The organism is Pantoea sp. X-Soil-ISGK-355 (assembly GCF_059730805.1).
In genome coordinates this window covers 496,085-521,807 of record NZ_AP035971.1, presented here as the reverse complement: position 1 = coordinate 521,807, position 25,723 = coordinate 496,085, and the positions used below count along the sequence as shown (strand labels likewise).

Annotated in this window: 25 protein-coding genes and 2 tRNA genes; 6 read left to right on the top strand and 21 right to left on the bottom strand. The window is 54.5% G+C overall.

The features are described 5' to 3' along the window. The first annotated feature begins 132 nt into the window (after nucleotides 1-132). Nucleotides 133-654 carry a type 1 glutamine amidotransferase domain-containing protein gene (locus tag AC6I8J_RS02330; RefSeq protein ID WP_497825039.1) on the top strand — a complete coding sequence of 174 codons (522 nt, stop codon included), beginning with the start codon at nucleotides 133-135 and terminating at the stop codon, nucleotides 652-654. Nucleotides 655-689: 35 nt separating this feature from the next. Here the strand turns inward: AC6I8J_RS02330 and AC6I8J_RS02325 are convergent, their stop codons facing one another. Beyond that, nucleotides 690-1,118: a YhbP family protein gene (locus tag AC6I8J_RS02325; RefSeq protein WP_285086586.1), complete on the bottom strand. Its 429-nt coding sequence runs from the start codon at nucleotides 1,116-1,118 to the stop codon at nucleotides 690-692. A 75-nt stretch (nucleotides 1,119-1,193) separates the two neighbouring features. Between AC6I8J_RS02325 and AC6I8J_RS02320 the strand changes: the two genes are divergently transcribed. Continuing rightward, nucleotides 1,194-1,487 carry a GIY-YIG nuclease family protein gene (locus AC6I8J_RS02320; protein WP_161731858.1) on the top strand — a complete coding sequence of 98 codons (294 nt, stop codon included), beginning with the start codon at nucleotides 1,194-1,196 and terminating at the stop codon, nucleotides 1,485-1,487. Here the strand turns inward: AC6I8J_RS02320 and AC6I8J_RS02315 are convergent. Beyond that, entirely contained in the window at nucleotides 1,471-1,977 is a 507-nt protein-coding gene (locus AC6I8J_RS02315; RefSeq protein ID WP_161731856.1) for a GNAT family N-acetyltransferase, read from the bottom strand. The two genes, AC6I8J_RS02320 and AC6I8J_RS02315, sit on opposite strands and share 17 nt — an antisense overlap. Continuing rightward, complete coding sequence (ubiT, locus tag AC6I8J_RS02310) at nucleotides 1,971-2,495, bottom strand: ubiquinone anaerobic biosynthesis accessory factor UbiT (protein WP_161731854.1); 525 nt, start codon at nucleotides 2,493-2,495, stop codon at nucleotides 1,971-1,973. The genes AC6I8J_RS02315 and ubiT overlap by 7 nt, the downstream gene beginning before the upstream one ends. A 202-nt stretch (nucleotides 2,496-2,697) precedes the next feature. Here ubiT and ubiU point away from each other — a divergent pair, with 202 nt between their 5' ends. From ubiU to AC6I8J_RS02295, 3 genes are all read left to right on the top strand, one after another. Then, entirely contained in the window at nucleotides 2,698-3,693 is a 996-nt protein-coding gene (ubiU, locus tag AC6I8J_RS02305; protein ID WP_161731852.1) for a ubiquinone anaerobic biosynthesis protein UbiU, read from the top strand. Nucleotides 3,694-3,702: 9 nt separating this feature from the next. Beyond that, entirely contained in the window at nucleotides 3,703-4,581 is an 879-nt protein-coding gene (locus AC6I8J_RS02300; RefSeq protein WP_161731938.1) for a U32 family peptidase, read from the top strand. Between the two features lie 115 nt (nucleotides 4,582-4,696). Then, on the top strand, nucleotides 4,697-5,707 hold the full coding sequence (locus tag AC6I8J_RS02295; protein ID WP_253420874.1) for a luciferase-like monooxygenase: 1,011 nt from the start codon (nucleotides 4,697-4,699) through the stop codon (nucleotides 5,705-5,707). Here the strand turns inward: AC6I8J_RS02295 and AC6I8J_RS02290 are convergent, their stop codons facing one another. After that, complete coding sequence (locus AC6I8J_RS02290; protein WP_161731848.1) at nucleotides 5,708-6,628, bottom strand: AraC family transcriptional regulator; 921 nt, start codon at nucleotides 6,626-6,628, stop codon at nucleotides 5,708-5,710. Between the two features lie 172 nt (nucleotides 6,629-6,800). On the opposite strand from AC6I8J_RS02290, the gene AC6I8J_RS02285 reads away from it, so the two are divergent. Continuing rightward, entirely contained in the window at nucleotides 6,801-7,547 is a 747-nt protein-coding gene (locus AC6I8J_RS02285; protein ID WP_222924681.1) for an SDR family NAD(P)-dependent oxidoreductase, read from the top strand. A 55-nt stretch (nucleotides 7,548-7,602) separates the two neighbouring features. Here the strand turns inward: AC6I8J_RS02285 and AC6I8J_RS02280 are convergent, their stop codons facing one another. The 17 genes from AC6I8J_RS02280 to rlmE all read right to left on the bottom strand — a co-directional run bounded on the left by AC6I8J_RS02280 (nucleotide 7,603) and on the right by rlmE (nucleotide 25,602). Further along, nucleotides 7,603-9,525, bottom strand: coding sequence for a DEAD/DEAH family ATP-dependent RNA helicase (locus tag AC6I8J_RS02280; protein WP_013359913.1), 1,923 nt, complete (start codon nucleotides 9,523-9,525; stop codon nucleotides 7,603-7,605). 16 nt (nucleotides 9,526-9,541) lie between these two features. Further along, nucleotides 9,542-9,598, bottom strand: a complete 57-nt coding sequence (gene yrbN / locus AC6I8J_RS02275) for a protein YrbN (RefSeq protein ID WP_098053093.1) — start codon at nucleotides 9,596-9,598, stop codon at nucleotides 9,542-9,544. A gap of 105 nt (nucleotides 9,599-9,703) precedes the next feature. Next, nucleotides 9,704-10,588: a lipoprotein NlpI gene (nlpI, locus tag AC6I8J_RS02270; protein WP_161731844.1), complete on the bottom strand. Its 885-nt coding sequence runs from the start codon at nucleotides 10,586-10,588 to the stop codon at nucleotides 9,704-9,706. Between the two features lie 129 nt (nucleotides 10,589-10,717). Further along, nucleotides 10,718-12,853, bottom strand: coding sequence for a polyribonucleotide nucleotidyltransferase (gene pnp / locus AC6I8J_RS02265; RefSeq protein WP_095706313.1), 2,136 nt, complete (start codon nucleotides 12,851-12,853; stop codon nucleotides 10,718-10,720). A gap of 310 nt (nucleotides 12,854-13,163) precedes the next feature. After that, nucleotides 13,164-13,433 carry a 30S ribosomal protein S15 gene (gene rpsO / locus AC6I8J_RS02260; protein WP_003851063.1) on the bottom strand — a complete coding sequence of 90 codons (270 nt, stop codon included), beginning with the start codon at nucleotides 13,431-13,433 and terminating at the stop codon, nucleotides 13,164-13,166. Between the two features lie 130 nt (nucleotides 13,434-13,563). Then, complete coding sequence (gene truB / locus AC6I8J_RS02255) at nucleotides 13,564-14,508, bottom strand: tRNA pseudouridine(55) synthase TruB (RefSeq protein ID WP_260059027.1); 945 nt, start codon at nucleotides 14,506-14,508, stop codon at nucleotides 13,564-13,566. Next, nucleotides 14,508-14,915 (bottom strand): 30S ribosome-binding factor RbfA, encoded by a 408-nt coding sequence (gene rbfA, locus AC6I8J_RS02250; RefSeq protein WP_033731320.1) that lies wholly within the window; start codon nucleotides 14,913-14,915, stop codon nucleotides 14,508-14,510. The genes truB and rbfA overlap by 1 nt, the downstream gene beginning before the upstream one ends. A 65-nt stretch (nucleotides 14,916-14,980) precedes the next feature. Next, on the bottom strand, nucleotides 14,981-17,674 hold the full coding sequence (infB, locus tag AC6I8J_RS02245) for a translation initiation factor IF-2 (RefSeq protein WP_161731840.1): 2,694 nt from the start codon (nucleotides 17,672-17,674) through the stop codon (nucleotides 14,981-14,983). Nucleotides 17,675-17,691: 17 nt separating this feature from the next. After that, nucleotides 17,692-19,179, bottom strand: a complete 1,488-nt coding sequence (nusA, locus tag AC6I8J_RS02240) for a transcription termination factor NusA (RefSeq protein ID WP_061061455.1) — start codon at nucleotides 19,177-19,179, stop codon at nucleotides 17,692-17,694. Nucleotides 19,180-19,203: 24 nt separating this feature from the next. Next, the gene (rimP, locus tag AC6I8J_RS02235; RefSeq protein WP_010251795.1) at nucleotides 19,204-19,656 is read right to left on the bottom strand and encodes a ribosome maturation factor RimP; all 453 of its coding nucleotides are present in this window, start codon (nucleotides 19,654-19,656) and stop codon (nucleotides 19,204-19,206) included. Nucleotides 19,657-19,867: 211 nt separating this feature from the next. Continuing rightward, nucleotides 19,868-19,944: transfer RNA gene (locus tag AC6I8J_RS02230), tRNA-Met, on the bottom strand. Between the two features lie 59 nt (nucleotides 19,945-20,003). Beyond that, a tRNA-Leu gene (locus tag AC6I8J_RS02225) sits at nucleotides 20,004-20,090 on the bottom strand. A gap of 37 nt (nucleotides 20,091-20,127) precedes the next feature. Continuing rightward, nucleotides 20,128-20,466 (bottom strand): preprotein translocase subunit SecG, encoded by a 339-nt coding sequence (secG, locus tag AC6I8J_RS02220; protein WP_003851074.1) that lies wholly within the window; start codon nucleotides 20,464-20,466, stop codon nucleotides 20,128-20,130. A 217-nt stretch (nucleotides 20,467-20,683) separates the two neighbouring features. After that, nucleotides 20,684-22,018 carry a phosphoglucosamine mutase gene (glmM, locus tag AC6I8J_RS02215; RefSeq protein ID WP_497825038.1) on the bottom strand — a complete coding sequence of 445 codons (1,335 nt, stop codon included), beginning with the start codon at nucleotides 22,016-22,018 and terminating at the stop codon, nucleotides 20,684-20,686. After that, nucleotides 22,015-22,854, bottom strand: a complete 840-nt coding sequence (gene folP / locus AC6I8J_RS02210) for a dihydropteroate synthase (RefSeq protein ID WP_033731317.1) — start codon at nucleotides 22,852-22,854, stop codon at nucleotides 22,015-22,017. The genes glmM and folP overlap by 4 nt, the downstream gene beginning before the upstream one ends. Before the next feature lie 79 nt (nucleotides 22,855-22,933). After that, complete coding sequence (ftsH, locus tag AC6I8J_RS02205) at nucleotides 22,934-24,859, bottom strand: ATP-dependent zinc metalloprotease FtsH (RefSeq protein WP_161731836.1); 1,926 nt, start codon at nucleotides 24,857-24,859, stop codon at nucleotides 22,934-22,936. Between the two features lie 113 nt (nucleotides 24,860-24,972). Then, nucleotides 24,973-25,602 carry a 23S rRNA (uridine(2552)-2'-O)-methyltransferase RlmE gene (rlmE, locus tag AC6I8J_RS02200; RefSeq protein ID WP_013359905.1) on the bottom strand — a complete coding sequence of 210 codons (630 nt, stop codon included), beginning with the start codon at nucleotides 25,600-25,602 and terminating at the stop codon, nucleotides 24,973-24,975. Between the last annotated feature and the right edge of the window lie 121 nt (nucleotides 25,603-25,723).

The following is a 25,723-nucleotide window of genomic DNA, read 5'->3' as shown; positions in this document are numbered from 1 at the left end:
ATTTCACTGCTGACAGCTTAAAAGATAGCTGATCTTAACGGGCAGGCTTGCGTTCTCACGCTCAGCGACCAGGCTTACAGCGTGATCCGGAAAGCGCGCCACGCTCTCCACAACTTTAAGGAGGAAAAAAAGATGAGCAAGAAAGTTGCGGTTTTGATTACCGACGAATTTGAAGACTCAGAATTTACCTCACCTGCGGAAGCCTACAAAGGCGCGGGTTTTGAGGTCGTGACCATTGAGAAACAGGCCGGTAATGTCGTTAAAGGCAAGAAAGGCGAAGCGGAAGTGACCATCGATCGCAGCATTGATGATGTCAGCCCGGCGGAATTTGATGCCCTGCTGCTGCCAGGCGGTCACTCGCCTGACGCTCTGCGCGGCGACGATCGTTTTGTTGCCTTTACCAAAGAGTTTGTCGCCAGCGGCAAACCGATCTTTGCCATCTGCCACGGTCCACAGCTGCTGATTAGCGCGAACAGCGTGCGCGGTCGCAAGATGACCACCGTTAAAGCCGTTGCCATTGACCTGATCAATGCCGGTGCTGACTTCCATGACAAGGAAGTGGTGGTGGACGGCGATAAGCTGGTCACCAGCCGTACGCCGGACGATTTACCGGCCTTTAACCGTGAATCCCTGCGGATCCTCGAAGCGCTGTAATTCCGCCGCGCCCTTTTCAGCCGAAAGGGGCGTGTCTATTTTTCCCGCTGCCAGGCAATTTTCTTGCCGAATCCCAGCGCATTATCCGTCATCTTCACCTCATCCAGCTCAATCTCCCACAGCGGGGCCGACACTTTGCGTGAGACCGGAAAACGTTTCTGGTAAGCCGCTCTGGCGACCTGCTCTGTTGCTTCCTCCAGCCGTCTGACCCGGCCACGATACTGTACCCCTTTAATGAGCAACACAGTTCTGGGCTGGCCATTGACGGTACCTGCAACCTGCGGATTCTGTACCATTAATTCACCGTGGCGGGTAGCGGGTTCGGTCATAATCCAGAAGGCCATGCGTGTCTCATCAAAGACGTAGTAGCAGTTAGCGCACCAGAGTTGATCGTCGGCGGTACAGCAGAGAGAAAGTACATGCTGCTTTCTGAGGTAGCGAACCAGATGGGCGTGATCGGACAAGATAAACTCCTGGTGGTGCACCGGAGCGTGAAGCGCGCTACACTGCCCGGCACCTTTTTTTGGGAATAGTTTACGATGGGTCAGCAGTGGCAACTCTACATCGTCCGGACGGCGAAAGGGAGCCTGTACACCGGCATCACCACGGATGTGGTGCGCCGGGTTGCTCAGCACCAGAGCGGACGCGGCGCCCGCGCGCTGCGCGGCAAAGGCCCGCTGGACCTGGTGTTTCACTGTGAGGCGGGCGATCGCGCCAGCGCCTCCAGACTGGAGTATCAGGTTAAGCAACTGACCCATCAGCAGAAGTTACTGCTGGTGGCGGGTCAGCCGATCAGCCTGGAGAGCTGGCTACGTATTACGGCTGGCGATTAAAGGGTTCGGCGTAGTCGATCTGCCCTTCCGCGCCGTCAAAGGCATTGTCCGCCAGACGGTAGACCTGGAACGTTGCCTCTGTTCCCGGCCAGCGACTGCGCAGGCCATGACGTGCAGCCGGTTCAAAACCAAACCGGCTGAACAGCGCCGGATCGCCCAGCACGACAACCGCGCTGTAGCCAAATTCATTAAGTGTATCCAGCCCCTCATAAATCAGCTTGCTGGCAATGCCCTGACCGCGCAGCGTCTCATCAACGGCCAGCGGTGCCAGCGCCACCCAGCCGCGATCGTCGCCCTGAACGCTGACCGGACTGAATGCGGCATAACCCAGCACCTGTCCCTCGTCATCTGTGGCGACCACGCCTAAGGTCAGCAGGCCATCTTCACGCAGCGCCTGAGTCAGTTCCGCCTCGGCGGAGTGACTGAAGCAGCGTCTGAGCAGTACGTCGATGCCTGCGGCATCAACACCAATTTCGCTACGGATCAACATGCGGCACCTGCGCGCGGCTGTGCGGCCTTCGCGTCCTGTTTCATGCCGGCGTCGACAAATGCCGCCATCTGCTCAATAGCCGTGCGTAACGCAGTGGGCATAGCCTCGGGTTCAATAGCATCCATTACGTTCTTCACCTCAAGTCCCAGTTCTGTGTCACCTTCAATCACCAGACGGCGTTGAAAGAACAGCATATCGGGGTCTGCTTTACGTGCTGCCACCAGCAACAGATCATTGGCATTGCTCCGAAACCAGACATCCGCTTCGGACTGTTGCAATACCGCCAGTCGGCCATCCTGCAGCGTGGTTATCCATTGCAGATTAAGATCGGCAATCTCGATACCCAGCAGGCGACCATTCAGAAAGTCTAACTCACCTTCAGCCAAAGCATGGCGAAATTGCCAGTTTAAGAGTTGTTGCAGCAGCAACTTTTTGACCGGGAATGGGGTGAGCGCTACAGGTAACCCTAAGATTTTTGGACCGGTCTTCACACAATGGGCATGTATCCGCTCTAACACTTTCGTCACTCCCTTCAGAAAATTTTACGTATATTGCCATATCCTTTTCTGCGCGCCTCATCCGGGATCAATAAAAAACGCGGCAATAGCGGGAAAAAACGCTGCCGGGAAAGATGAACTGAAATTTCACTGCCTTAAATCAACACACAGACCAGACCAGATGCCTAGACTCGACGCCCATCGCATGTTGAGAGGAACACCTATGGAACTGCTCTGCCCGGCAGGAAACTTACCCGCAGTGCGCACCGCCGTAGAAAATGGCGCGGATGCGGTCTATGTGGGACTGAAAGATGACACCAATGCTCGTCACTTTGCGGGCCTGAACTTCACTGATAAAAAGCTGGCTGAAGCGGCGCGCTATCTCCATCAGCATCAGCGCAAACTGCATGTGGCAATCAATACCTTTGCCCATCCCGATGGCATGGGACGCTGGCAGCGGGCGATTGATGTGGCGGCGCAAAACGGGGCAGATGCCCTGATTCTGGCTGATATCGCTACGCTGGAGTACGCCGCGAAGCACTATCCACAGGTTGAACGTCATCTCTCTGTACAGGCATCGGCAACCAATCTTGAGGCGATTCGCTTTTATCATCGCCACTTCAATCTGCAGCGGGTGGTACTCCCGCGCGTCTTGTCGATTCATCAGGTTAAACAACTGGCACGCAGCACGCCGGTGCCGCTGGAGGTGTTCGCCTTTGGCAGTCTGTGCATTATGGCAGAAGGCCGCTGCTACCTCTCCTCCTGGATGACCGGCGAATCACCTAACAGCGCAGGTGCCTGCTCCCCGGCGAAATTTGTACGCTGGCAGCAGACGCCGCAGGGCATGGAATCACGCCTGAATGAAGTGCTAATTGATCGCTACGCCCCCGATGAGAGCGCCGGTTACCCGACGCTCTGCAAAGGACGCTATGAGGTTAACAATCAGCGTTATCACGTCCTGGAGGAACCGACCAGTCTCAACACACTGGAACTGCTGCCAGAGCTGCTGCGGGCAGGCATCGCCTCGGTGAAAATCGAAGGCCGGCAGCGCAGTCCCGCCTACGTCGCTGATGTGGCGCGCGTCTGGCGTCAGGCAATCGATCGCTGCAAGGCGCAGCCGGAGCAGTTTGACGTGGCGCCACAGTGGATGCAGACGCTGGGCGATCTCTCTGAAGGCACACAAACCACGCTGGGTGCTTATCACCGTGAATGGCAATAAGGAGTCATGATGCAATATGCTCTTGGACCGGTGCTCTGGTACTGGCCGACCGATACGCTGGACGATTTTTATCAGCAGGCTGTCCGCAGTAGTGCGGATATTATTTATCTCGGCGAAGCGGTGTGCAGTAAACGCCGCGCTACGCCCTATGCCCGCTGGATGGCGCTGGCGCGTGACGTGGCATCCAGCGGCAAACAGGTTGTACTCAGCACGCTGGCGCTGCTGCAATCACCCTCTGAGCTGAAAGAGCTGCAGCGCTACGTAGAAAACGGCGAGTTCCTGATTGAAGCCAATGATATCGGCACGGTCAATATGGCCGCTGAGCGCCATTTGCCCTTTGTCGCCGGTCCCACGCTGAATGTCTATAATGCCGACACGCTGCAGCTGCTGGTTAAAGAGGGCATGACGCGCTGGTGTATGCCGGTGGAGATGTCGCGTGACTGGCTGCTACAGCTGCTGGCGCAGTGCGAGACGCGGGGTATCCGCAAACAGTTTGAGGTGGAGGTGATGGGTTACGGTCATCTGCCGCTGGCGCTGTCAGCGCGCTGTTTCACCGCCCGCTCGGAAAATCGCGCGAAAGATGACTGCGAAACCTGCTGTATCAACTATCCGACAGGTCGCCGCGTCAACTCTCAGGAGGGACAACAGGTGTTCGTCCTCAATGGCATTCAGACCATGAGCGGCTACTGCTATAACCTGGGTAACGATCTGGCGGGGATGCGTGGCCAGGTCGATTGCGTGAGACTCTCGCCGCAGGATACGTCGACGCTGGCAGAGATCGACCGTTTCCGCGCCAATGAAAACGGTCAGGCTCCGCTTATGGTCGCGAAAGGCTGCGATTGTAACGGTTACTGGCGCAAACTGGCGGGTATGACGCTGGCATCCTGAGTAAAAGCACATACCGGCTATATTCCTGCTGAGGTTAGCAGTTTTAATATAAGGAATGATGCGTAATACTAAATGGTGCAGGTTTTTACGCCTGCGCCATACAACGGGAGTAGTCATGTCTGATAAAAAACCTCTTCGCCTGTCCGTGCTGGATCTTGCGCCGATTCCACAGGGTGCGACCGCACGGAATGCGTTCCATAATTCCCTGGCGCTGGCGCGTCAGGCTGAAAAACTGGGCTTCGAACGCTACTGGCTGGCTGAACATCACAACATGACAGGGATTGCCAGCGCTGCGACGTCGGTGCTGATCGGCTATCTGGCGGCGAACACCGAGACACTGAAGCTGGGCTCCGGTGGCATTATGTTGCCTAATCATGCGCCGCTGGTCATCGCCGAGCAGTTTGGCACCCTGGCCTCTCTCTATCCGGGCCGTATCGATCTCGGTTTAGGTCGCGCGCCCGGTTCTGACCAGCGCACCATGATGGCGCTGCGCCGTCACCAGTCCAGCATGCATGCGGACACCTTTCCCGAAGATGTGGCTGAACTGATTAACTGGTTCGATGCTGGCCCGGATGCGCAACTGCCGGTTCAGCCAGTGCCGGGGCTGGGGCTGAAGATCCCGGTCTGGCTACTCGGATCCAGCCTCTACAGCGCGCAGCTGTCAGCAAAAATGGGCCTGCCGTTTGCCTTTGCCTCCCACTTCGCGCCTGACCAGCTCTTCCAGGCACTGCACGTGTATCGTGAGAACTTCCAGCCCTCGGCGCGTCTCGACAAGCCCTATGCCACCGTCTGCATTAACGTGGTGGCCGCTGATAATGAGCGTGATGCGCGCTTCCTGTTTACCTCGCAGCAGCAGCAGTTTATTAACCTGCGCCGCGGCAAACCGGGCCCGTTACCGGCCCCGGTTGAGAATATGGATAATCTCTGGTCGCCGTCAGAGCAGTATGGCGTTCAGCAGGCACTCAGCATGTCGCTGGTGGGCGATACCGACAAGGTGCGTCATGGCCTGGCTTCGCTGATGCGTGAAACGCAGGCAGATGAAATTATGGTTAATGGCCAGATTTTTGACAGCGAAGCTCGTCTGCGCTCCTTTGCCATTGCGATGGAAGCGGCAAACAGCCTGTAATCAGTTTTGCGGTGGGCGCAGGGTATCCGGGCTCACCGCCAACTGACGACTATCCCTGGCAGGAGATTGCCCATACAGGCGGCGATATTCACGACTGAACTGTGATGCGCTCTGATAGCCCACCCGATAGCCTGCCGTACCGGCATCCAGCTTTTCCACCAACATCAAACGCCGCGCCTCATTGAGCCGCAGTTGTTTCTGGTATTGCATCGGCGTCATAGCCGTTACGGCTTTGAAGTGATGATGCAGCGAAGAGATACTCATGCCGACACTGCTGGCAAGCTGATCGATCTTTAGCGGCTGGTGAAAATTCTCCCGCAGCCAGCGGGCAGCCTGCGCCACCCGGTTACCCGGCCGCTCAGCCAGCGCCATATTCAGGATGCGCGAGCCCTCCGGCCCGGTCAGCAGCCGGTAGAAAATCTCCTGCTCAATCAGCGGAGCCAGCGCCTCAATATCTTCCGGGTGGTCAAGCAGACGCACCAGCCGGATGACTGCATCCACCAGCAAAGGTGAAACCTTATGCACGGTGACACCCCGTTCATTGCCTGCGGTCACCAGCGGCAGCGCTGGCGGAAACTGTTCAAGGTAGCGCATAAGCCGGGATTCATTGATGGCGATACCTATCCCGAGATTGGGCTTTTCCGGCGTGGCGACAGTGACGCAGGCGCGCACTGGCATATCCAGCGTTACCAGCAGCAGATCCCCTGGTCCATAGTGCAGCACCTCATCACCCATATGCAGCGCTTTGCTGCCCTGCGCCACCAGCGCAAAACTGGCCCATTGAGCAAAGTGCATCGGCTCAGTAGGTGCTGAAACCCGGCCAAAAAACAGGCAGTCGATGGCGCTGGAATGCCGGCCATCCTCCGGCGCATGACGGGCAATTAACTGTGCCAGCGCCTGCCACTTGTTACTCTCTGTCACTGCGTTCTCCCCTTCCGCTCTGTGCCGATATTACCTGACGTCTGGCGGAATGCCTTTGCTGGTGCAGCACTTTTGCAGGATCGTGCAAAAAGCTTGCAGGATTGCGCTACCCGCTTTTCGTCAGCCGCGCGCATAGTCTTTCGACGCAATCATTACGGCGGAGAATGACATAATGAAAGCATTGCAGAATAAAATTGCACTGGTGACCGGCGCGTCCAAAGGCATTGGCGCGGCCATTGCCATCGCATTTGCCGCAGCGGGCGCGCGCGTCGTGGTCAACTATCGTCAGGACGAGGTGGGAGCGGCTGACGTAGTCAGCGATATCGTCACGTTGGGCAGTGAAGCCGTGGCGGTACAGGCTGATATTTCTCATCTGCGGGATGTGGAACGGCTGTTCGCCACAACTGCAGAGTGTTTCGGCGCACCGGACATTGTGGTGAACAATGCGGGCAGCTTTCATCACGGCGAGTTTGCGGCGCTGACGCAGGAGGAGATGCAGCAGCAGATCAACATTAACCTGCTCGGCACGCTGATGGTCTGTCAGCAGGCGATTCGTCATTTCCCCGCGCATGGCGGCAGCATTATCAATCTTAGTGCCCTGAACAGTAAAAACAGCACGCCGGGTTCCGTACTCTGGGCGGCCACCAAAGGCGCGGTGGATACCCTGACTCAGGGGCTGGCGCGCGAACTGGGCGCCAGGAATATCCGGGTTAACGCGCTGGCTCCTGGGATGATCCTGACCGAGGGATTACTGGCTGCGAAGAGGATGAGTCCGCAGCTCAAGGCACAGCTGCTGGCGGCTACCCCGCTGGGGCGTTTTGGTCTGCCGGAGGATGTGGCGCAGGTCGCGCTATTTCTGGCCTCTGAGGAGTCCGCTTATGTCAGCGGCGAGCGCGTCATGATCAGCGGGGGTGCCTGACAGGCATAAAAAAAGGGAAGCCAGCGGCTTCCCTTTTTATTACGACGTTAAGTCGTTATGCATCACGACGACGTGGAGCTGCAGCTGCGCCTTCTTCACGACGTGGACCACGGCTACCTTCACGGTTGAAAGTACGTCCACCGCCTTCACGACCACCTTCACGGCGTTCAGAAGAGAAGCGACGGCCACCTTCACGGTTAGCTGCGCCCGGACCGCTGCGACGCTCACCGCCAGCACCGGCTGGACGACGATCGCCACGGCCTTCGTTTGGCTGAGCATCACCCAGCAGCTGCATATTCATTGGTTTGTTCAGAATACGCGTACGGGTGAAGTGCTGCAGCACATCGCCTGGCATGCCTTTCGGCAGCTCGATAGTCGAGTGGTTACCGAACAGCTTGATGTTACCGATGTAACGGCTGCTGATGTCGCCTTCGTTAGCGATAGCGCCAACGATGTGACGAACTTCAACACCATCATCACGGCCTACTTCGATGCGGTACAGCTGCATTTCGCCAACGTCACGACGTTCGCGACGTGGACGATCGCCATCACGGCTGTCACGGCTTTCACGTGGGCCACGATCGCTACGCGCTTCACGGCTGTCACGACGGCCATCACGCTCGTCACGATCGCGGTATTCACGACGTGCAGGACGTGGTGCTTCTGGTGGCAGAATCAGAGGACGTTCGCCCTGTGCCATCTTAAGCAGTGCGGCGGCCAGCGTTTCCAGATCCAGTTCATCTTCCGGCTGCATTTTAGTCAGCAGAGCACGGTACTGATCCAGATCGCTGCTTTCCAGCTGCTGCTGAACTTTAGCGGCAAACTTGGCCAGACGACGCTCACCCAGCAGTTCTGCGTTAGGCAGTTCAACTTCAGGGATAGTCAGCTTCATCGTACGTTCGATGTTGCGCAGCAGACGACGCTCGCGGTTCTCAACGAACAGCAGCGCACGGCCAGCACGACCAGCACGACCGGTACGACCGATACGGTGAACGTAAGATTCTGCATCCATCGGGATGTCGTAGTTCACAACCAGGCTGATACGCTCAACGTCCAGGCCACGGGCCGCAACGTCGGTTGCAATCAGGATGTCGAGACGACCATCTTTCAGGCGCTCCAGCGTCTGCTCACGCAGAGCCTGGTTCATATCACCGTTCAGCGCGGCGCTGTTGTAGCCACTACGCTCCAGTGCTTCTGCCACTTCCAGCGTTGCGTTTTTAGTACGCACGAAGATGATGGCAGCATCAAAGTCTTCTGCTTCCAGGAAGCGAACCAGTGCATCTGTTTTACGACCGTAAGCGGTCCAGTAGCTCTGGCTGATATCAGGACGCGTTGTCATACTTGACTGGATACGCACTTCCTGTGGATCTTTCATGAAGCGTTTGGTGATGCGACGAATCGCTTCCGGCATGGTTGCAGAGAACAGTGCAGTCTGATGACCGGCTGGAATCTGAGCCATGATGGTTTCAACGTCTTCGATGAAGCCCATACGCAGCATTTCATCAGCTTCATCCAGCACCAGGCCGCGCAGGTTAGAGAGTTCTAACGTGCCGCGTTTCAGGTGGTCAAGCAGACGACCAGGGGTACCCACAACAACCTGTGGTCCCTGACGCAGAGCGCGCAGCTGCACGTCATAACGCTGGCCGCCGTAAAGGGCAACCACGTTCAGGCCACGCATGTGCTTAGAGAATTCGGTGATTGCTTCAGCAACCTGTACCGCCAGTTCGCGGGTCGGTGCCAGCACCAGGATTTGCGGTGCTTTAACAGTCGGGTCGATGTTGTTTAACAGCGGCAGAGAAAATGCCGCAGTTTTACCACTCCCGGTCTGCGCCATGCCTAACACGTCACGGCCCGCCAGCAGGTGAGGAATACACTCAGCCTGGATTGGGGATGGCTTTACGTAGCCCATGCCATTCAGTGATTCAAGGATGTCGGCGTTCAGGCCAAGGTCAGCAAAAGTGGTTTGAATATCAGTCATGTAGTACACGTGCCTCTTAGATTGCGGCGGCCAGTCTACATAACTCGTCGTGAAAACTTTCAGTCATTTTCATCAAAAAGTGTGAACCGGCTCAAATTAGAAGTTTTGACGAACAGAAAAGCCTTCATCCTTTAAGATGATGACTTAACAGGTTTTACAGGCAAATTAAGTTCGTCAGCTATTGCTGGTCAGATTCTGATAAATCGTCTTGTGCCTGGCCGAGTTGCGCCAGTTCCAACAATGCGTATCGGTGTTCAACAAAGTTGTTAACGTTGTTGGCCACCGCCAGTTTGAACAACGCTTTCGCGTCGTCCTTCTCCCCCAGACTTAGGTAGTACTTACCTAAATAGAAGTTGGTTTCACTGAGATGTTCAGCGAGCGAGGTGTTATCCGTTGCGTCCGCCTTGAGACTTTCCATCAACGTTTTCTCGTTGATATCTCCAAGGTAGAACTCGACAATATTCCATCCCCATTGGTCTCTGACCGCTTTGTCGTGACGCTGTTTAAGCGCGACTTTTGCCTTGTCGACATCCATCTCACGTTCAACGAGATAGAGCCACAGACTGCGGAAAGGATCGTTAGGATCGTCTTGATAAAACGCCAGCAGATCATCTTGCGCTAACTTGTATCGACCGCCGTAATAGAGGGCGATACCACGGTTTAAATGCGCATAGTTGTAAGTTGGATCAAGCTCAAGTACAGAATCAAACGCTTCATAGGCGGCATCAAAGTTGCCCGCCTGCGTTAAATATATGCCTAAGTAGTTAAACACTTCGGGCATATCTGGTCTTATAGACAGCGCTTGCGAAAAATCGTTCCGCGCTAATGCCCGCAGACCTAAACTATCATACAACACTCCGCGCTCATATAACAGCTGTGCGCGTTCATCATCGGTGAGAGCGCGACTGGCAAGAATTTGTTCCATGCGCGCCAGTATCACTTCCTGCTGCAGTGTGGGCTGTAAAGGCACTGCAAGAACGTCGTTCTTACGCCAATTGGAGTTGCTGCATCCTGCCAGCGTCAAAGCTGTCGCAACAAAACACCAGCGCAGAAAAGGCTTCATTTCCCACTCCCGAATACAAACATTGGGATAACCATCCTGTCATCCGCCTGCTGTGCACAAGGATTCCCGCCCTCGCGATGATACAAACGCCCCTCTCTGTCAGGCAAAGAGGGGCAAATCAGCAACGACTTATTCAGCGTCAGGCGTGGTCACCGCTGCAGCTTCTTCAGTCTGCGGCTTAGATTCTGTCGCTTCTTTGATGCTCAGACGTACGCGACCCTGGCGATCAACTTCCATCACCTTAACCGGCACTTCCTGACCCATCTGCAGGTAGTCAGTCACTTTCTCAACGCGCTTATCAGCGATTTGTGAAATGTGAACCAGACCTTCTTTACCGCCGCCGATGGCAACGAAGGCACCGAAATCAACGATACGGGTCACTTTACCACTGTAAATGCGGCCCACTTCGATTTCTGCAGTGATCTCTTCAATACGACGAATGGCTTCTTTCGCTTTCAGACCATCGGTCGCAGCGATTTTCACGGTGCCGTCATCTTCGATTTCAATCGTGGTGCCGGTCTCTTCGGTCAGTGCACGAATCACTGAGCCGCCTTTACCGATCACATCTTTGATCTTGTCAGAGCTGATTTTGATGGTGTAGATGCGCGGTGCAAATTCAGAAATCTCAGTACGCGGTGTGCTGATAGCCTGTTCCATTACGCCCAGAATGTGCAGACGCGCACCCTTGGCCTGGTTCAGGGCTTCCTGCATGATTTCACGCGTGATGCCTTCGATTTTGATGTCCATCTGCAGCGCGGTGATACCTTCACGGCTACCGGCTACCTTGAAGTCCATGTCGCCCAGATGATCTTCGTCGCCCAGGATATCAGACAGAACCACAAACTTCTCATCTTCTTTCACCAGACCCATCGCGATACCGGCAACGGCGGCTTTGATTGGCACACCTGCATCCATCAGCGCCAGTGAGGCACCACAGACAGAGGCCATTGAAGAGGAGCCGTTTGATTCGGTGATTTCAGACACGACGCGAACGGTGTAAGGGAAATCTTCCGCTTTAGGCATTACCGCTAACACACCGCGCTTCGCCAGACGACCGTGACCAATCTCACGACGCTTCGGCGAACCGACCATGCCGGTTTCACCGACAGAGTATGGAGGGAAGTTGTAATGGAACAGGAAGCTGTCGGTACGTTCGCCCATCAGCTCATCCAGGTTCTGCGCATCACGGGTAGTACCCAGCGTTGCCGTAACCAGTGCCTGCGTTTCACCACGGGTGAACAGTGATGAACCGTGAGTACGTGGCAATACGCCAGTACGCACGTCCAGACCGCGGATCATATCTTTTTCACGGCCATCGATACGTGGCTCGCCATTCAGGATGCGGGTACGAACAACGGTTTTTTCGAGGCTATGCACGATGTCGCCGATTTCTGAACCATCCAGCGTTTCATCTTCAGCCAGCAGCGCAGCAATGGTTTCGTCTTTGATGACGCCAACCTGCGCGTAACGCTCCTGCTTGTCAGTGATGCGGTAAGCATCACTGATGCGCGCTTCTGCCAGGGCAGCAACACGAGAAATCAGCGGGGTATTGGCCGCTTCTGGCTGCCAGTCCCAGCGCGGTTTGCCTGCTTCAGCAACCAGGGCATTGATGTTTTCGATAACGATCTGCTGCTGGTCATGGCCAAAGACCACGGCGCCCAGCATCTGCTCTTCTGACAGGATCTCAGCTTCAGATTCAACCATCAGAACGGCATTCTGCGTACCGGCAACAACCAGATCCAGACGAGACTGTTTCAGCTCATCTGCGGTTGGGTTCAGAACATATTGATCGTTGATGTAACCTACACGTGCAGAGCCAATCGGGCCATTGAACGGCAGACCAGAAAGCGCCAGTGCAGCAGAAGCACCGATCATCGCAACGATGTCTGGATGAACCTGTGGGTTGACAGACACCACGGTGGCAATAACCTGGACTTCGTTAACAAAGCCTTCCGGGAAAAGCGGACGAATCGGGCGGTCAATCAGACGCGAAATCAGGGTTTCGCCTTCGCTTGGACGGCCTTCACGACGGAAGAAGCTGCCTGGGATACGACCAGCAGCGTAAGTACGCTCCTGATAGTTCACGGTCAGTGGGAAGAAGTCCTGACCTGGTTTAGATTTTTTCTGACCTACAACAGTGACGAACACTGCAGTATCGTCCATGCTCACCATCACAGCGGCTGTCGCCTGGCGAGCCATCATGCCGGTTTCCAGCGTGACGGTATGTTGACCATATTGGAATTTGCGTACGATCGGATTCAGCAAAATCAAAGTCCTTAACTTCGGGGCAGGGCTATCTGTAGCCTGCCATTGATTACCAATCTTCAGCTGCATCCTCGCGACTAATGACAACCCTCGACCGCCCCTGCGGTAAAGCCTCTCATTAGCCGCGCGAAATTCTGCAAACTAAAGATCACACTAAGCAACAATACATCAGTTTGGCCCGGATTGCTGCCGATTGCTCGAAAAAAGGGGCCATAAAGGCCCCCTCTTCACGAAACTCGCACAAATCAGATCGTAAGCTGCACACAGTGCAAAAGTCCGCATAATGCCCCGACGATCAGATTCTTCAGACTTAGCGACGCAGACCGAGACTTTCGATCAGGCTGCTGTAGCGTGCAACGTCTTTACGCTTCAGGTAGTCCAGCAGCTTACGACGCTGTGATACCATGCGCAGCAGACCGCGGCGGCTGTGGTGGTCTTTTTTGTGCTCAGAGAAGTGACCCTGCAGATGGGTAATCTGCGCGGTCAACAGGGCAACCTGAACTTCAGTTGAACCGCTGTCGTTAGCACCACGGCCATATTTAGCAACGATCTCTGCTTTAGCTTCTACGCTTAGAGACATAATAAACTCCAGTAATAAATGAATGTATGGGTGCCGATCTCTAATTCAGCATCCCGCTTTAAAGCCGCGCTATTCTACTCTGCGCCTGATAGCAACGCAAATGCCCATCAGCGAAAAGTGAACGCCTGGCTTAATCCTGATACTCAACCACTAAACGACGTGGCGCAAGACGGCCATCATCGGCAATTTCTGCCATACCGATAAACTTACGCGCTTCGCCTTCCGATACTCTGACCAGCCCCTGCGCAGGCGCGTTGCTGGCCTGTACCGGCTGTCCCTGACGGAAAAAATCTGCCACGGCGGGCGGGATATTCACTTCAGGGAAATCAGAGGCCGGGCTGTCCATCGGCAACAACAGCGGATCGAGCTGCGTTTCCAGTGGGGTGCCCGCTTCTGTGGCTTCCGCCAGCAGCGTGTTGAGCTGTTCCAGCGTCACCATCCGTTCATACGGATAACGGGCAACCTGTACACGTCGCAGCATGATGACATGCGCACCGCATCCCAGCTTTTCACCCAGGTCATCGATGATGGTACGGATATAGGTGCCTTTGGAGCAGTGAATTTCCAGCTCCAGCTCATTATCCTGCCAGCGAATAAATTGCAGCTCATAGACCGTGATGGGCCGCGGTTCACGCTCAATCACAATGCCCTGACGCGCATATTCATACAGCGGACGACCCTGATGCTTCAGCGCCGAAAACATCGATGGCACCTGCAGCGTATCGCCGCGGAAGCTCTCAAGGGCGCTATCCAGATCGGCCTGACTGAAGCTGACCGGACGCGTCTGCACGATATTGCCATCCGCATCTGACGTGTCAGTGCGCTCGCCCAGTCGGGCAATCACACGGTAGCGTTTGTCGGAATCGAGCAGATACTGCGAAAACTTGGTCGCTTCACCCAGGCAGATTGGCAACATGCCGGTGGCCAGTGGATCAAGCGCGCCGGTATGGCCTGCGCGATTAGCGTTAAAGATACGCTTCACTTTTTGCAGGACATCATTCGACGAAACGCCTTGTGGCTTATCCAGCAACAACACGCCATGGACGTCGCGACCGCGACGACGCGGACGACTCATTACGCCTCCTCGTCATCGCCGGTGGCATCCGGACCACGGCGCTCTGCATCGTTCTTAACAACGCTGGTGACGAGGTTAGACATGCGCATCCCTTCGACTAACGAGTTATCGTAGAAGAACGTCAGCTCAGGCACGATACGCAGACGCATCGCTTTGCCGAGCAGAATGCGAATGTAGCCTGACGCTTCTTTCAGCGCTTTCAGGCCATGCTTGATCGCATCTTCATCTTTGTCGTTGAGGAACGTAACGAACACTTTTGCGTAAGCAAGATCGCGTGACACTTCAACGCCGGATACGGTGACCATCATGCCAAGGCGCGGATCTTTAATCTCACGCTGCAGGATCATCGCAATCTCTTTTTGCAGCTCTTGTGACACGCGCTGCGGGCGACCAAATTCTTTCGCCATCATTATTTCTCCCAAATAATTCGGGAGGCCAGAGGCCTCCCAAATTGCAACACATCAGCAGTCTATTACTCGATGGTGCGTTTAATTTCGATGATTTCAAACACTTCGATCATATCGCCAACGCGAACGTCGTTGTAGTTCTTCACGCCGATACCGCACTCCATGCCGTTACGCACTTCGTTGACGTCATCTTTGAAGCGACGCAGAGATTCCAGCTCGCCTTCGTAAATCACCACGTTGTCACGCAGGACACGGATTGGATTGTGACGTTTGATGTTACCTTCCGTCACCATACAACCGGCAATCGCGCCAAACTTCGGTGATTTGAACACGTCGCGCACTGCAGCCAGACCAATAATCTGCTGTTTGTACTCTGGTGCCAGCATGCCGCTCATCGCTGCTTTAACTTCGTCAATCAGGTTATAGATGACAGAGTAGTAGCGCAGATCCAGGCTTTCTGCGTCAATGACGCGACGCGCAGAGGCATCGGCACGAACGTTGAAGCCAAGGAGGATGGCGTTAGAAGCAGCCGCCAGGGTTGCATCGGTTTCGGTAATCCCGCCCACGCCTGAACCCACAATCTTCACCTTCACTTCGTCGGTGGAGAGTTTCTGCAGGGAATCAGAGATGGCTTCCACAGAACCCTGAACGTCGGCTTTCAGAACGATATTCAGTTCAGACACTTCGCCTTCGGTCATGTTAGCAAACATGTTTTCGAGCTTAGATTTCTGCTGGCGAGCCAGTTTAACTTCGCGGAATTTGCCCTGACGGTAGAGCGCAACTTCACGTGCTTTCTTCTCGTCACGTACCACAGTCGCTTCATCACCTGCAGCCGGCACGCCGGACAGGCCCAGAATCTCAACCGGGATAGAAGGACCCGCTTCCATGACTTCGCGACCCAGTTCGTCACGCATTGCACGAACACGGCCATATTCGAAACCACAAAGAACGATGTCGCCTTTATTAAGCGTACCTTCACGAACCAGCACGGTAGCAACCGGACCACGACCTTTGTCGAGGAACGATTCAATCACCACGCCGCTCGCCATACCTTCACGGATAGCCGTCAGTTCCAGAACTTCTGCCTGCAGCAGGATTGCGTTTAACAGGTCGTCAATGCCGGTACCCGCTTTCGCAGAGACATTTACGAACATGTTTTCGCCGCCCCACTCTTCCGGAATGATTCCGTACTGAGTCAGTTCGTTTTTAACACGATCCGGATCCGCTTCTGGCTTATCGCACTTGTTCACGGCAACCACAACCGGCACTTTAGCGGCTTTGGCGTGCTGAATAGCTTCGACAGTCTGTGGCATCACGCCATCGTCTGCGGCAACCACCAGGATAACGATATCTGTCGCCTGTGCACCACGTGCACGCATCGCGGTAAACGCGGCGTGGCCCGGGGTATCCAGGAAGGTGACCATACCGTTGTCGGTTTCAACGTGGTAAGCACCAATGTGCTGTGTAATACCGCCCGCTTCGCCAGAGGCGATTTTAGTGGAACGGATATAGTCCAGCAGAGAGGTTTTACCGTGGTCGACGTGGCCCATGATGGTCACAACCGGCGCACGAGACTCCTGTGCCGCATCGGTATCACGATCGTCCATTACCGCTTCTTCCAGCTCATTCTCACGACGCAGGGTCACTTTGTGGCCCATTTCTTCGGCTACGAGCTGTGCAGTTTCCTGATCGATGACCTGGTTGATAGTCGCCATGGCGCCCATCTTCATCATCGCTTTGATGACCAGAGAACCTTTCACCGCCATTTTGTTCGCCAGTTCGGCTACGGTGATGGTTTCGCCAATCACAACATCGCGGTTAACGGCCTGCGCTGGCTTGTTGAAGCCCTGCTGCAGTGCGCTAGGTTTGCGATGCTTACCGCCTTTACCGCCACGAACCTGCGCACGCGCTTCTTCACGGTCAGTTTTGGCTTCGGAATGTTTGTTGCCTTTTTTCGCCGGACGCGCAGCTTTAGCAGTAGTACGCGCACGCGCACGGCCTGCTTCAACCTGACGGTCGTTTTCGTCTTCTGCCTGACGGGCATGGGTCGAAGTGGTGACGTGATAGTCGCCTTTATCCTCTTCTTCCGGTTTTTCCCATTCAGCTGATTTCTCTTCAGCCAGACGGCGGGCTTCTTCGGCTACGAGGCGGGCAGCCTCTTCAAGCTTACGGCGGGCTTCTTCTTCAGCTTTACGCTTCAGTTCAGCAGCTTCAGCTTCGCGACGGGCTTTGTCTGATTGCGCAGCCCTGGTCACTTCGTCGGTAGGTTGATTTGTCACTTTGTCATTTTCCGCTGCTGCACGTTTGGCCTTATCAGCGGCTTCGCGCCTGGCTTTATCTTCGGCTTCACGTTGCGCTTTCTGTTCAGCTTCGCGACGGGCTTTTTCTTCAGCCTCGCGTTGCGCCTGCTCTTCCGCTTCACGCTGCGCCTCGGCTTCAGCTTCTGCCTGAGCTTGCTCAGCCTCTGCATCACCCTTCACATAGGTACGCTTTTTGCGGACTTCGATTTGCACCGACTTACTTTTACCCCCGGTGCCTGGAATATTCAAGGTGCTGCGCGTTTTACGCTGCAGCGTCAGCTTAGCTGAACCGACCTGACCGTGTTCACGGTTCAGATGAGATAGTAAGGTTTCTTTCTCTTGCTGGGTCACCGCGTCATTTTCAGACTTAGGGATTCCCGCATCAGCAAATTGCTGTACCAGGCGATCGACCGGAGTCTGAATTTCTGCGGCCAGCGATTTTACGGTTACATCTGTCATGCTGTTCCTTCCTGTTATTACGCGTCATCGCCGAACCAGCAGATATTACGTGCGGCCATAATCAGCGCGCCGGCCTGTTCATCAGACATGCCTTCAATATCCGTCAGATCGTCAACACCTTGCTCAGCGAGATCTTCCAGCGTGCAAACGCCTTTTGACGCCAGGCGGAACGCCAGCGCACGATCGAGGCCTTCAAGATTCAGAAGATCCGCAGCGGGCTCCTGATTTCCAAGACTTTCTTCTTTCGCCAGTGCCAGGGTGGTTAACGCATTTTTTGCTCGTTCACGCAGGGCTTCAATGGTCTCTTCGTCGAGGCCGTCGACTTCCAGCAGCTCGTTGATTGGCACGTATGCCAGCTCTTCCAGCGAGGAGAAGCCCTCTTCCACCAGTACGGTGGCGAACTCTTCGTCGATGTCGAGATGTTTAGTGAACATATCGATCGCTGCATGCGCTTCAGCCTGATGCTTAGCCTGCAGATCATCGACGGTCATCACGTTCAGCTCCCAGCCACTCAGCTGCGAAGCGAGACGCACGTTTTGGCCGTTACGGCCGATCGCCTGAGCCAGATTGCCAGCTTCTACGGCGATATCCATGGTGTGATTATCTTCATCAACCACGATTGATGCCACATCGGCCGGAGCCATGGCGTTAATAACAAACTGCGCCGGGTTATCGTCCCACAGCACGATATCGATACGCTCGCCGCCCAGTTCACTGGAAACCGCCTGAACACGCGCGCCGCGCATGCCCACACAGGCACCCACCGGATCGATACGTTTGTCGTTGGTTTTGACTGCAATTTTAGCGCGGGAACCCGGATCACGGGCAGCGGCTTTAATTTCAATCAGTTCTTCGCCAATTTCTGGCACCTCAATGCGGAACAGTTCAATCAGCATTTCCGGTTTGGAACGCGTCACAAACAGCTGCGCGCCACGCGCTTCCGGACGTACAGAGTAGAGTACGCCACGAATACGGTCGCCTGGACGGAAGTTTTCACGCGGTAGCATATCTTCGCGCAGAATGACCGCTTCGGCATTGCTGCCTAAGTCGAGGGAAATGTTGTCGCGGTTAACTTTCTTCACCACACCGGTGATGATTTCGCCTTCCTGCTCACGGAACTGATCAACCACCATCGCGCGCTCAGCTTCGCGCACTTTTTGCACGATAACCTGCTTAGCGGTCTGGGTAGTGATACGGTCAAAGGTGACCGATTCAATCTGATCTTCGACATATTCGCCCAGATTGAATGCTTCATCTTCGAAGCGGGCCGCATCCAGCGTGATCTCGCGCGTCGGCTGTGTCACCTCTTCTACGATTTCCCAGCGGCGGAAAGTATCGAAATCGCCACTGCGGCGATCAATGCTGACGCGTACTTCAATTTCCTGCTCGTACTTTTTCTTGGTCGCAGTCGCCAGCGCGCTCTCCAGCGCTTCGAAGATTTTCTCACGCGGCAGGGCTTTTTCGTTAGAAACGGCTTCTACAACAGCTAAGATCTCTTTGTTCATCCTGGTTAGCCTCAATCCGGACTTTTAAAAGTGGGGGACCAGGTTCGCTTTCTGAATATTACTCAGCGCGAACACTTCATCGCTACCCTCAACGTGCACCGTGATCATCTCGCCATCAACTGACTTGATGGTTCCCTGCCATTTACGGCGGTTCTGAACGGCCATACGCAACACCAGACTCACTTCTTCACCCATAAAACGGGTGTAGTGTTCTGCGGTGAACAGAGGACGATCGAGTCCCGGTGAAGAGACTTCAAGGTTGTAAGGTACAGTAATCGGATCTTCAACATCCATTACCGCACTTACCTGGTGGCTGACATCGGCGCAATCATCGACATTGATGCCATCTTCACTATCAATATAGATGCGCAGGATAGATGTGCGACTACGAACGAATTCAATTCCAACCAGTTCGTAACCCAGCGCTTCTACGGGAGCCGATACCAACTCTGTCAATTTTTGCTCTAATGTGGACAAGCCCACCCCCAAGACATAAAAAAAGGGCCTATAGCCCAGTATTACGATTCGCTAATAACAAAAAACCCCGAATATTCGGGGCTTTTAGTCACTGGACCCTGTATGCCGCAACGCGGCCCGGACTCCATCCAAAGAATTTTCTTTCAAAAAATAGCCGTGAATGCGTCCGTCGATGCATACAGTATATTTGAAAAAGAACTCAAAGGGAAAGTGGTTGCGGGGGCCGGATTTGAACCGACGACCTTCGGGTTATGAGCCCGACGAGCTACCAGGCTGCTCCACCCCGCGTCCGAAAACGTGGCGAATAATACGCCAGACCTGCATAAAATGCAAGTGATACTACGATTTGGTACCGAGGACGGGACTTGAACCCGTAAGCCCAATCGGGCACTACCACCTCAAGGTAGCGTGTCTACCAATTCCACCACCACGGCACTGCACTGACCACAACGATTCGTTGTGCTGACGATCTTACTTAGGAATATCGCTGCCCGGTGTAACCGGTTGAGCTGGCTTTTCAGTCTGTTGAGAAGACTGCGCCGGCGCAGAAAGATTTTCCCACTCACTTCCTTTCGAGGCTTTATTGCTGTTCAGATTTCCCAGAACCAGGCTGATGATGAAGAACAGTGCCGCTAGGATGCCAGTAGTACGGGTCATGAAATTACCTGAACCCGAAGAACCAAACACCGTACCGGATGCGCCTGCACCGAATGAGGCTCCCATATCAGCGCCTTTGCCTTGCTGCAGCATGATCATACCCACGAGGGCGATAGCTACAATAAGGAAAACAACTAAAAGAGCTTCGTACATATTCAACCTGTTCCTTGCACGATAATCGTACAGTTAAAGCTTCAACCAGTATTGATGGGGTGTCTCGTCATCACCCATCAGAAGCGGGTGTGAATACTAACTAAAGGCGCATATCTCTGCAAGTGCAATTTCTCTTACGCAAACTGATTGAAGAAAAAAGCGCCATCCCGGTGATTTTACAGGCGGTTCAGCATTCTGAGAACCGCCTTTAAGACGTTTAAACCGCCTTGACCTGTTCGGCAATGCGATTAGCCAGTTCGGTGACCTGCGCCTCATTTTCGCCTTCGACCATCACTCGAATCAGTGGCTCAGTGCCTGACTTACGCAACAGAACGCGTCCGCGACCCGCCAGCGCTTTTTCAACGTCGGCGGTGACAGTTTTCACGGCGTCGCTTTGCAGCGGGTCATGCTCGCCCGCGAAGCGCACGTTGACCAGAACCTGTGGCAACATCTTCATGCCACTGCAGAGATCGTGCAGGCTCATGTGGTTGCGTACCATCGCAGTGAGTACTTGCAAACTTGCAACGATACCGTCGCCAGTGGTGGTTTTATCCAGCAGGATCACATGACCGGAATTCTCCGCGCCGAGACGCCAGCCCTTCTCCTGCATCTTCTCCAGCACATAACGGTCACCGACTTTGGCACGGGTGAACGGAATGCCGAGCTGTTTCAGCGCTAATTCCAGGCCCATGTTGCTCATCAGCGTACCCACTACACCGCCGCGTAACTGTCCCTGACGCAGCGCTTCACGTGCAATGATGTAGAGGATCTGGTCGCCATCTACTTTGTCGCCCAGATGGTCAATCATCATGATGCGGTCGCCATCGCCGTCGTAGGCCAGACCAATATCGGCCTTCTCCGCCAGTACGCGCTGCTGCAGCAGTTTAAGATCGGTGGCACCGCACTCTTTGTTGATGTTCATGCCGTCTGGCTGGACACCGATTGCGATGACGGTTGCGCCCAGCTCGCGCAGGACATTCGGCGCAATGTGGTAAGTCGCACCATTGGCACAGTCGACCACAATTTTCAGGCCATTCAGATTGAGTTCACTGGGGAAAGTCCCCTTACAGAACTCAATGTAACGCCCCGCTGCATCAACAATGCGGCTGGCGCGGCCTAACTGGGCTGATTCAACACAGGTAATCGGCTTTTCCATCTCCAGCTCAATCGCTTCTTCCACGTCATCAGGCAGTTTGGTGCCTTCGGACGAGAAGAATTTAATGCCGTTATCGTCAAACGGATTGTGCGACGCTGAAATAACGATGCCCGCCTCTGCGCGGAAGGTACGGGTCAGATAGGCGATGGCGGGGGTCGGCATCGGACCGGTAAACGCAGCGGTCAGGCCCGCGGCGGCGAGGCCTGCTTCCAGCGCAGACTCCAGCATATAGCCCGAGATACGGGTATCTTTGCCGATAATGATCTTTTTCGAACCGTGACGCGCCAGTACTTTACCCGCGGCCCAGCCCAGCTTCAGGACGAAATCAGGCGTGATAGGTGTTTCACCGACTTTGCCGCGAATGCCATCTGTACCGAAATATTTACGATTACTCATGATGCTCCTTTTGCTCTTCGGGTCGCTTCGACCACGCGCATCGCTTCGGCCGTCTCTTTTACATCATGCGCGCGAATAATCTGCGCGCCCTGCATGGCAGCAATCACCGCGCAGCTCAGGCTGCCGGTTAAACGCTGTGACGGGCCAACATTTAACAACTGGCCAATCATCGATTTACGCGACATCCCCACCAGCAGCGGCAGACCAAAGTGGTGAAAATCGCTGAGATGAGCCAGCAGTTCATAATTGTGGCTGAGATTTTTACCGAAACCGAAGCCCGGGTCGAGTATCAGCTGCTCTTTTTTAATTCCCGCCGCTTCGCAGCGCGCAATCTGCTGAGCGAAGTAAGTGTCCACTTCGCTTAAGATGTTTTCGTAAACCGGTGCCTGCTGCATGGTGCGCGGTTCGCCCTGCATATGCATTAAACAGACAGGAAGTCCGGTAGCCGCTGCGGCTTCCAGCGCACCCGGCTCAGAGAGTGAGCGGACATCGTTAATGATGTGAGCACCCACTCGTGCGGCTTCCCTGATTACGTCGGCTTTAGAGGTGTCTACTGAAATCCACACTTCGAAACGCTGGGCAATGGCATCGATTACCGGAATGACCCGCTCCAGCTCCTCCTCCACACTCACTTCATCTGCGCCAGGACGGGTTGATTCACCGCCGACATCGATAATGGTTGCGCCTGCGTTGACCATCTCATTGGTATGCGTCAGCGCATCGACCAGCGCGTTATGTTTACCACCATCTGAAAAAGAGTCCGGCGTGACATTCAGAATGCCCATCACATGAGGAAAAGATAAATCGAGATGGGAATCACGGGCAAACAACTTCATGGTGAAAACTCCTTGCTGATCAATATCTGGATGTAAAAAACCCCGGACCAGCCGGGGTTTTGTCTGACAATGATGCGTCTTATTTGTTGTACTGCTCTGACATGGTATTGCCTGGGTTCGGCGTACGCGGTTCATCAACCGGACGTGGCGCTTTTGGCGTACCGTTGCTGTCTGAGTTGCTGCCTGGATCTTCCCAGCCCGCTGGCGGACGCACTTCGCGGCGTGCCATCAGGTCGTCGATCTGCGGTGCATCAATGGTTTCATACTTCATCAGCGCGTCTTTCATGGCGTGAAGGATGTCCATGTTCTCACCCAGAATGCGGCGGGCACGCTGGTAGTTGCTGTCGATCAGGTGTTTAACTTCCTGGTCAATGATGCGGGCTGTTTCATCAGACATATGTTTCGCTTTCGCGACAGAACGTCCAAGGAATACTTCACCCTCTTCTTCTGCATACAGCAACGGACCCAGTTTTTCAGAGAAGCCCCACTGCGTCACCATATTACGTGCCAGATTAGTCGCGACTTTAATGTCGTTGGACGCACCGGTAGAAACATGTTCCACACCGTAGATGATCTCTTCTGCCAGACGACCACCGTACAGCGTTGAGATCTGGCTTTCCAGTTTCTGACGGCTGGCGCTAATCGCGTCGCCTTCAGGCAGGAAGAAGGTCACACCCAGCGCACGGCCGCGCGGGATAATCGTAACTTTATGCACCGGATCATGCTCTGGCACCAGGCGGCCAATAATGGCGTGGCCCGCTTCGTGGTAAGCCGTTGACTCTTTCTGCGCTTCCGTCATCACCATGGAGCGACGTTCCGCACCCATCATAATTTTGTCTTTCGCTTTCTCGAACTCAACCATCGACACCACGCGCTTGTTTGAACGAGCGGCGAACAGCGCGGCTTCGTTCACCAGGTTGGCCAGATCGGCACCTGAGAAGCCTGGCGTACCACGTGCAATGATTGCGGCATCAATGTCGGTTGCCAGTGGCACACGACGCATATGCACTTTCAGGATCTGCTCACGACCACGTACGTCTGGCAGACCGACCACAACCTGACGGTCAAAGCGGCCTGGACGCAGCAGCGCAGGGTCCAGTACGTCAGGACGGTTAGTCGCGGCGATAACGATAATACCTTCGTTACCTTCGAAACCATCCATCTCAACCAGCATCTGGTTCAGCGTCTGCTCACGTTCATCATGACCACCGCCTAAACCGGCACCACGCTGACGACCCACAGCATCGATCTCATCGATAAAGATGATGCACGGAGCGGCTTTCTTGGCCTGTTCGAACATGTCGCGCACACGGGATGCACCGACACCGACAAACATTTCCACAAAGTCAGAACCGGAGATAGTGAAGAAAGGCACCTTGGCTTCACCGGCAATCGCTTTTGCCAGCAGGGTTTTACCGGTACCCGGCGGGCCCACCATCAGAACGCCTTTTGGAATTTTACCGCCCAGCTTCTGGAAACGGCTCGGCTCGCGCAGATATTCCACCAGCTCAGCCACCTCATCTTTCGCTTCGTCACAACCTGCTACATCGGCGAAAGTGGTTTTAATCTGGTCCTCCGTCAACATGCGGGCTTTGCTTTTGCCGAAGGACATCGCGCCCTTACCGCCGCCGCCCTGCATCTGACGCATAAAGAAGATCCACACACCGATCAGCAGCAGCATCGGGAACCACGAAATGAAGATGGAAGCCAGCAGGCTTGGCTCTTCCGGCGGTTCGCCAACCACTTTGACGTTTTTGGTCAAGAGGTTATCAAGCAACTTGGGATCGTTGACAGGAATGTAGGTCGTGTATTTATTGCTGTCTTTTTTAATGACGTTAATTTCACGCCCGTTAATACGTGCCTCGCGGACCTGATCCTGGTTCACTTCCGACAGGAAGGTTGAATAATCAACCCGACGGCCATTTGACTCGCTGGGCCCAAAGCTCTGGAATACTGACATCAGCACGACCGCGATGACTAACCAGAGAATCAGGTTTTTCGCCATGTCACTCAAGGGATTAACCTCATATTACATCGGTGTTAACAGATAGCGTAGGGTACTATAGATCCTGCATACATGGAATCGCAGCAAAGCTGCGGACGTCTCCAGCAATTTGGTTATAGTTTGCGCCCAGTCGCCACAATGTACACTTCACGTGAACGTGAACGTGAAGCGTCCGGCTTACGAATTTTCACTTTCGTAAACAGGGAGCGAATTTCCCGCAGGTATTCATCGAAGCCATCTCCCTGAAACACTTTCACTACAAAACTGCCGCCAGGTGCCAGGATATCCCGACACATCTCCAGCGCCAGTTCTACTAAATACATCGACCGGGGAATATCTACGGCAGGTGTACCACTCATATTCGGCGCCATATCGGACATGACAACCTGGACTTTCTGATCGCCAACGCGCTCAAGCAGCGCATTGATCACCGATTCTTCACGAAAATCGCCCTGAAGGAAATCGACACCGACTATCGGATCCATTGGCAGGATATCACAGGCAATGATGCGCCCTTTATTCCCGATTTGCTGAACCACATATTGCGACCAGCCACCAGGTGCAGCACCCAGATCTACCACGGTCATGCCGGGTTTGAAAAGCTTGTCACCCTGTTGTATTTCATCAAGTTTAAACCAGGCGCGCGAACGCAACCCTTTTTTCTGCGCCTGAAGCACATATTTATCGCTAAAGTGTTCCTGAAGCCAGCGGCTGGAGCTGGCCGAACGCTTTTTACCCGTCATAATAATTCCAGTTAAATCGTCATCGTAGCGATAAACCTGCACGCAATGGGTTGCGTCGATTTGGTGATATACCCGAGATGGCGGTAGAATGAACCGTTTTCAATCCCTGAGTAAGTAAAAA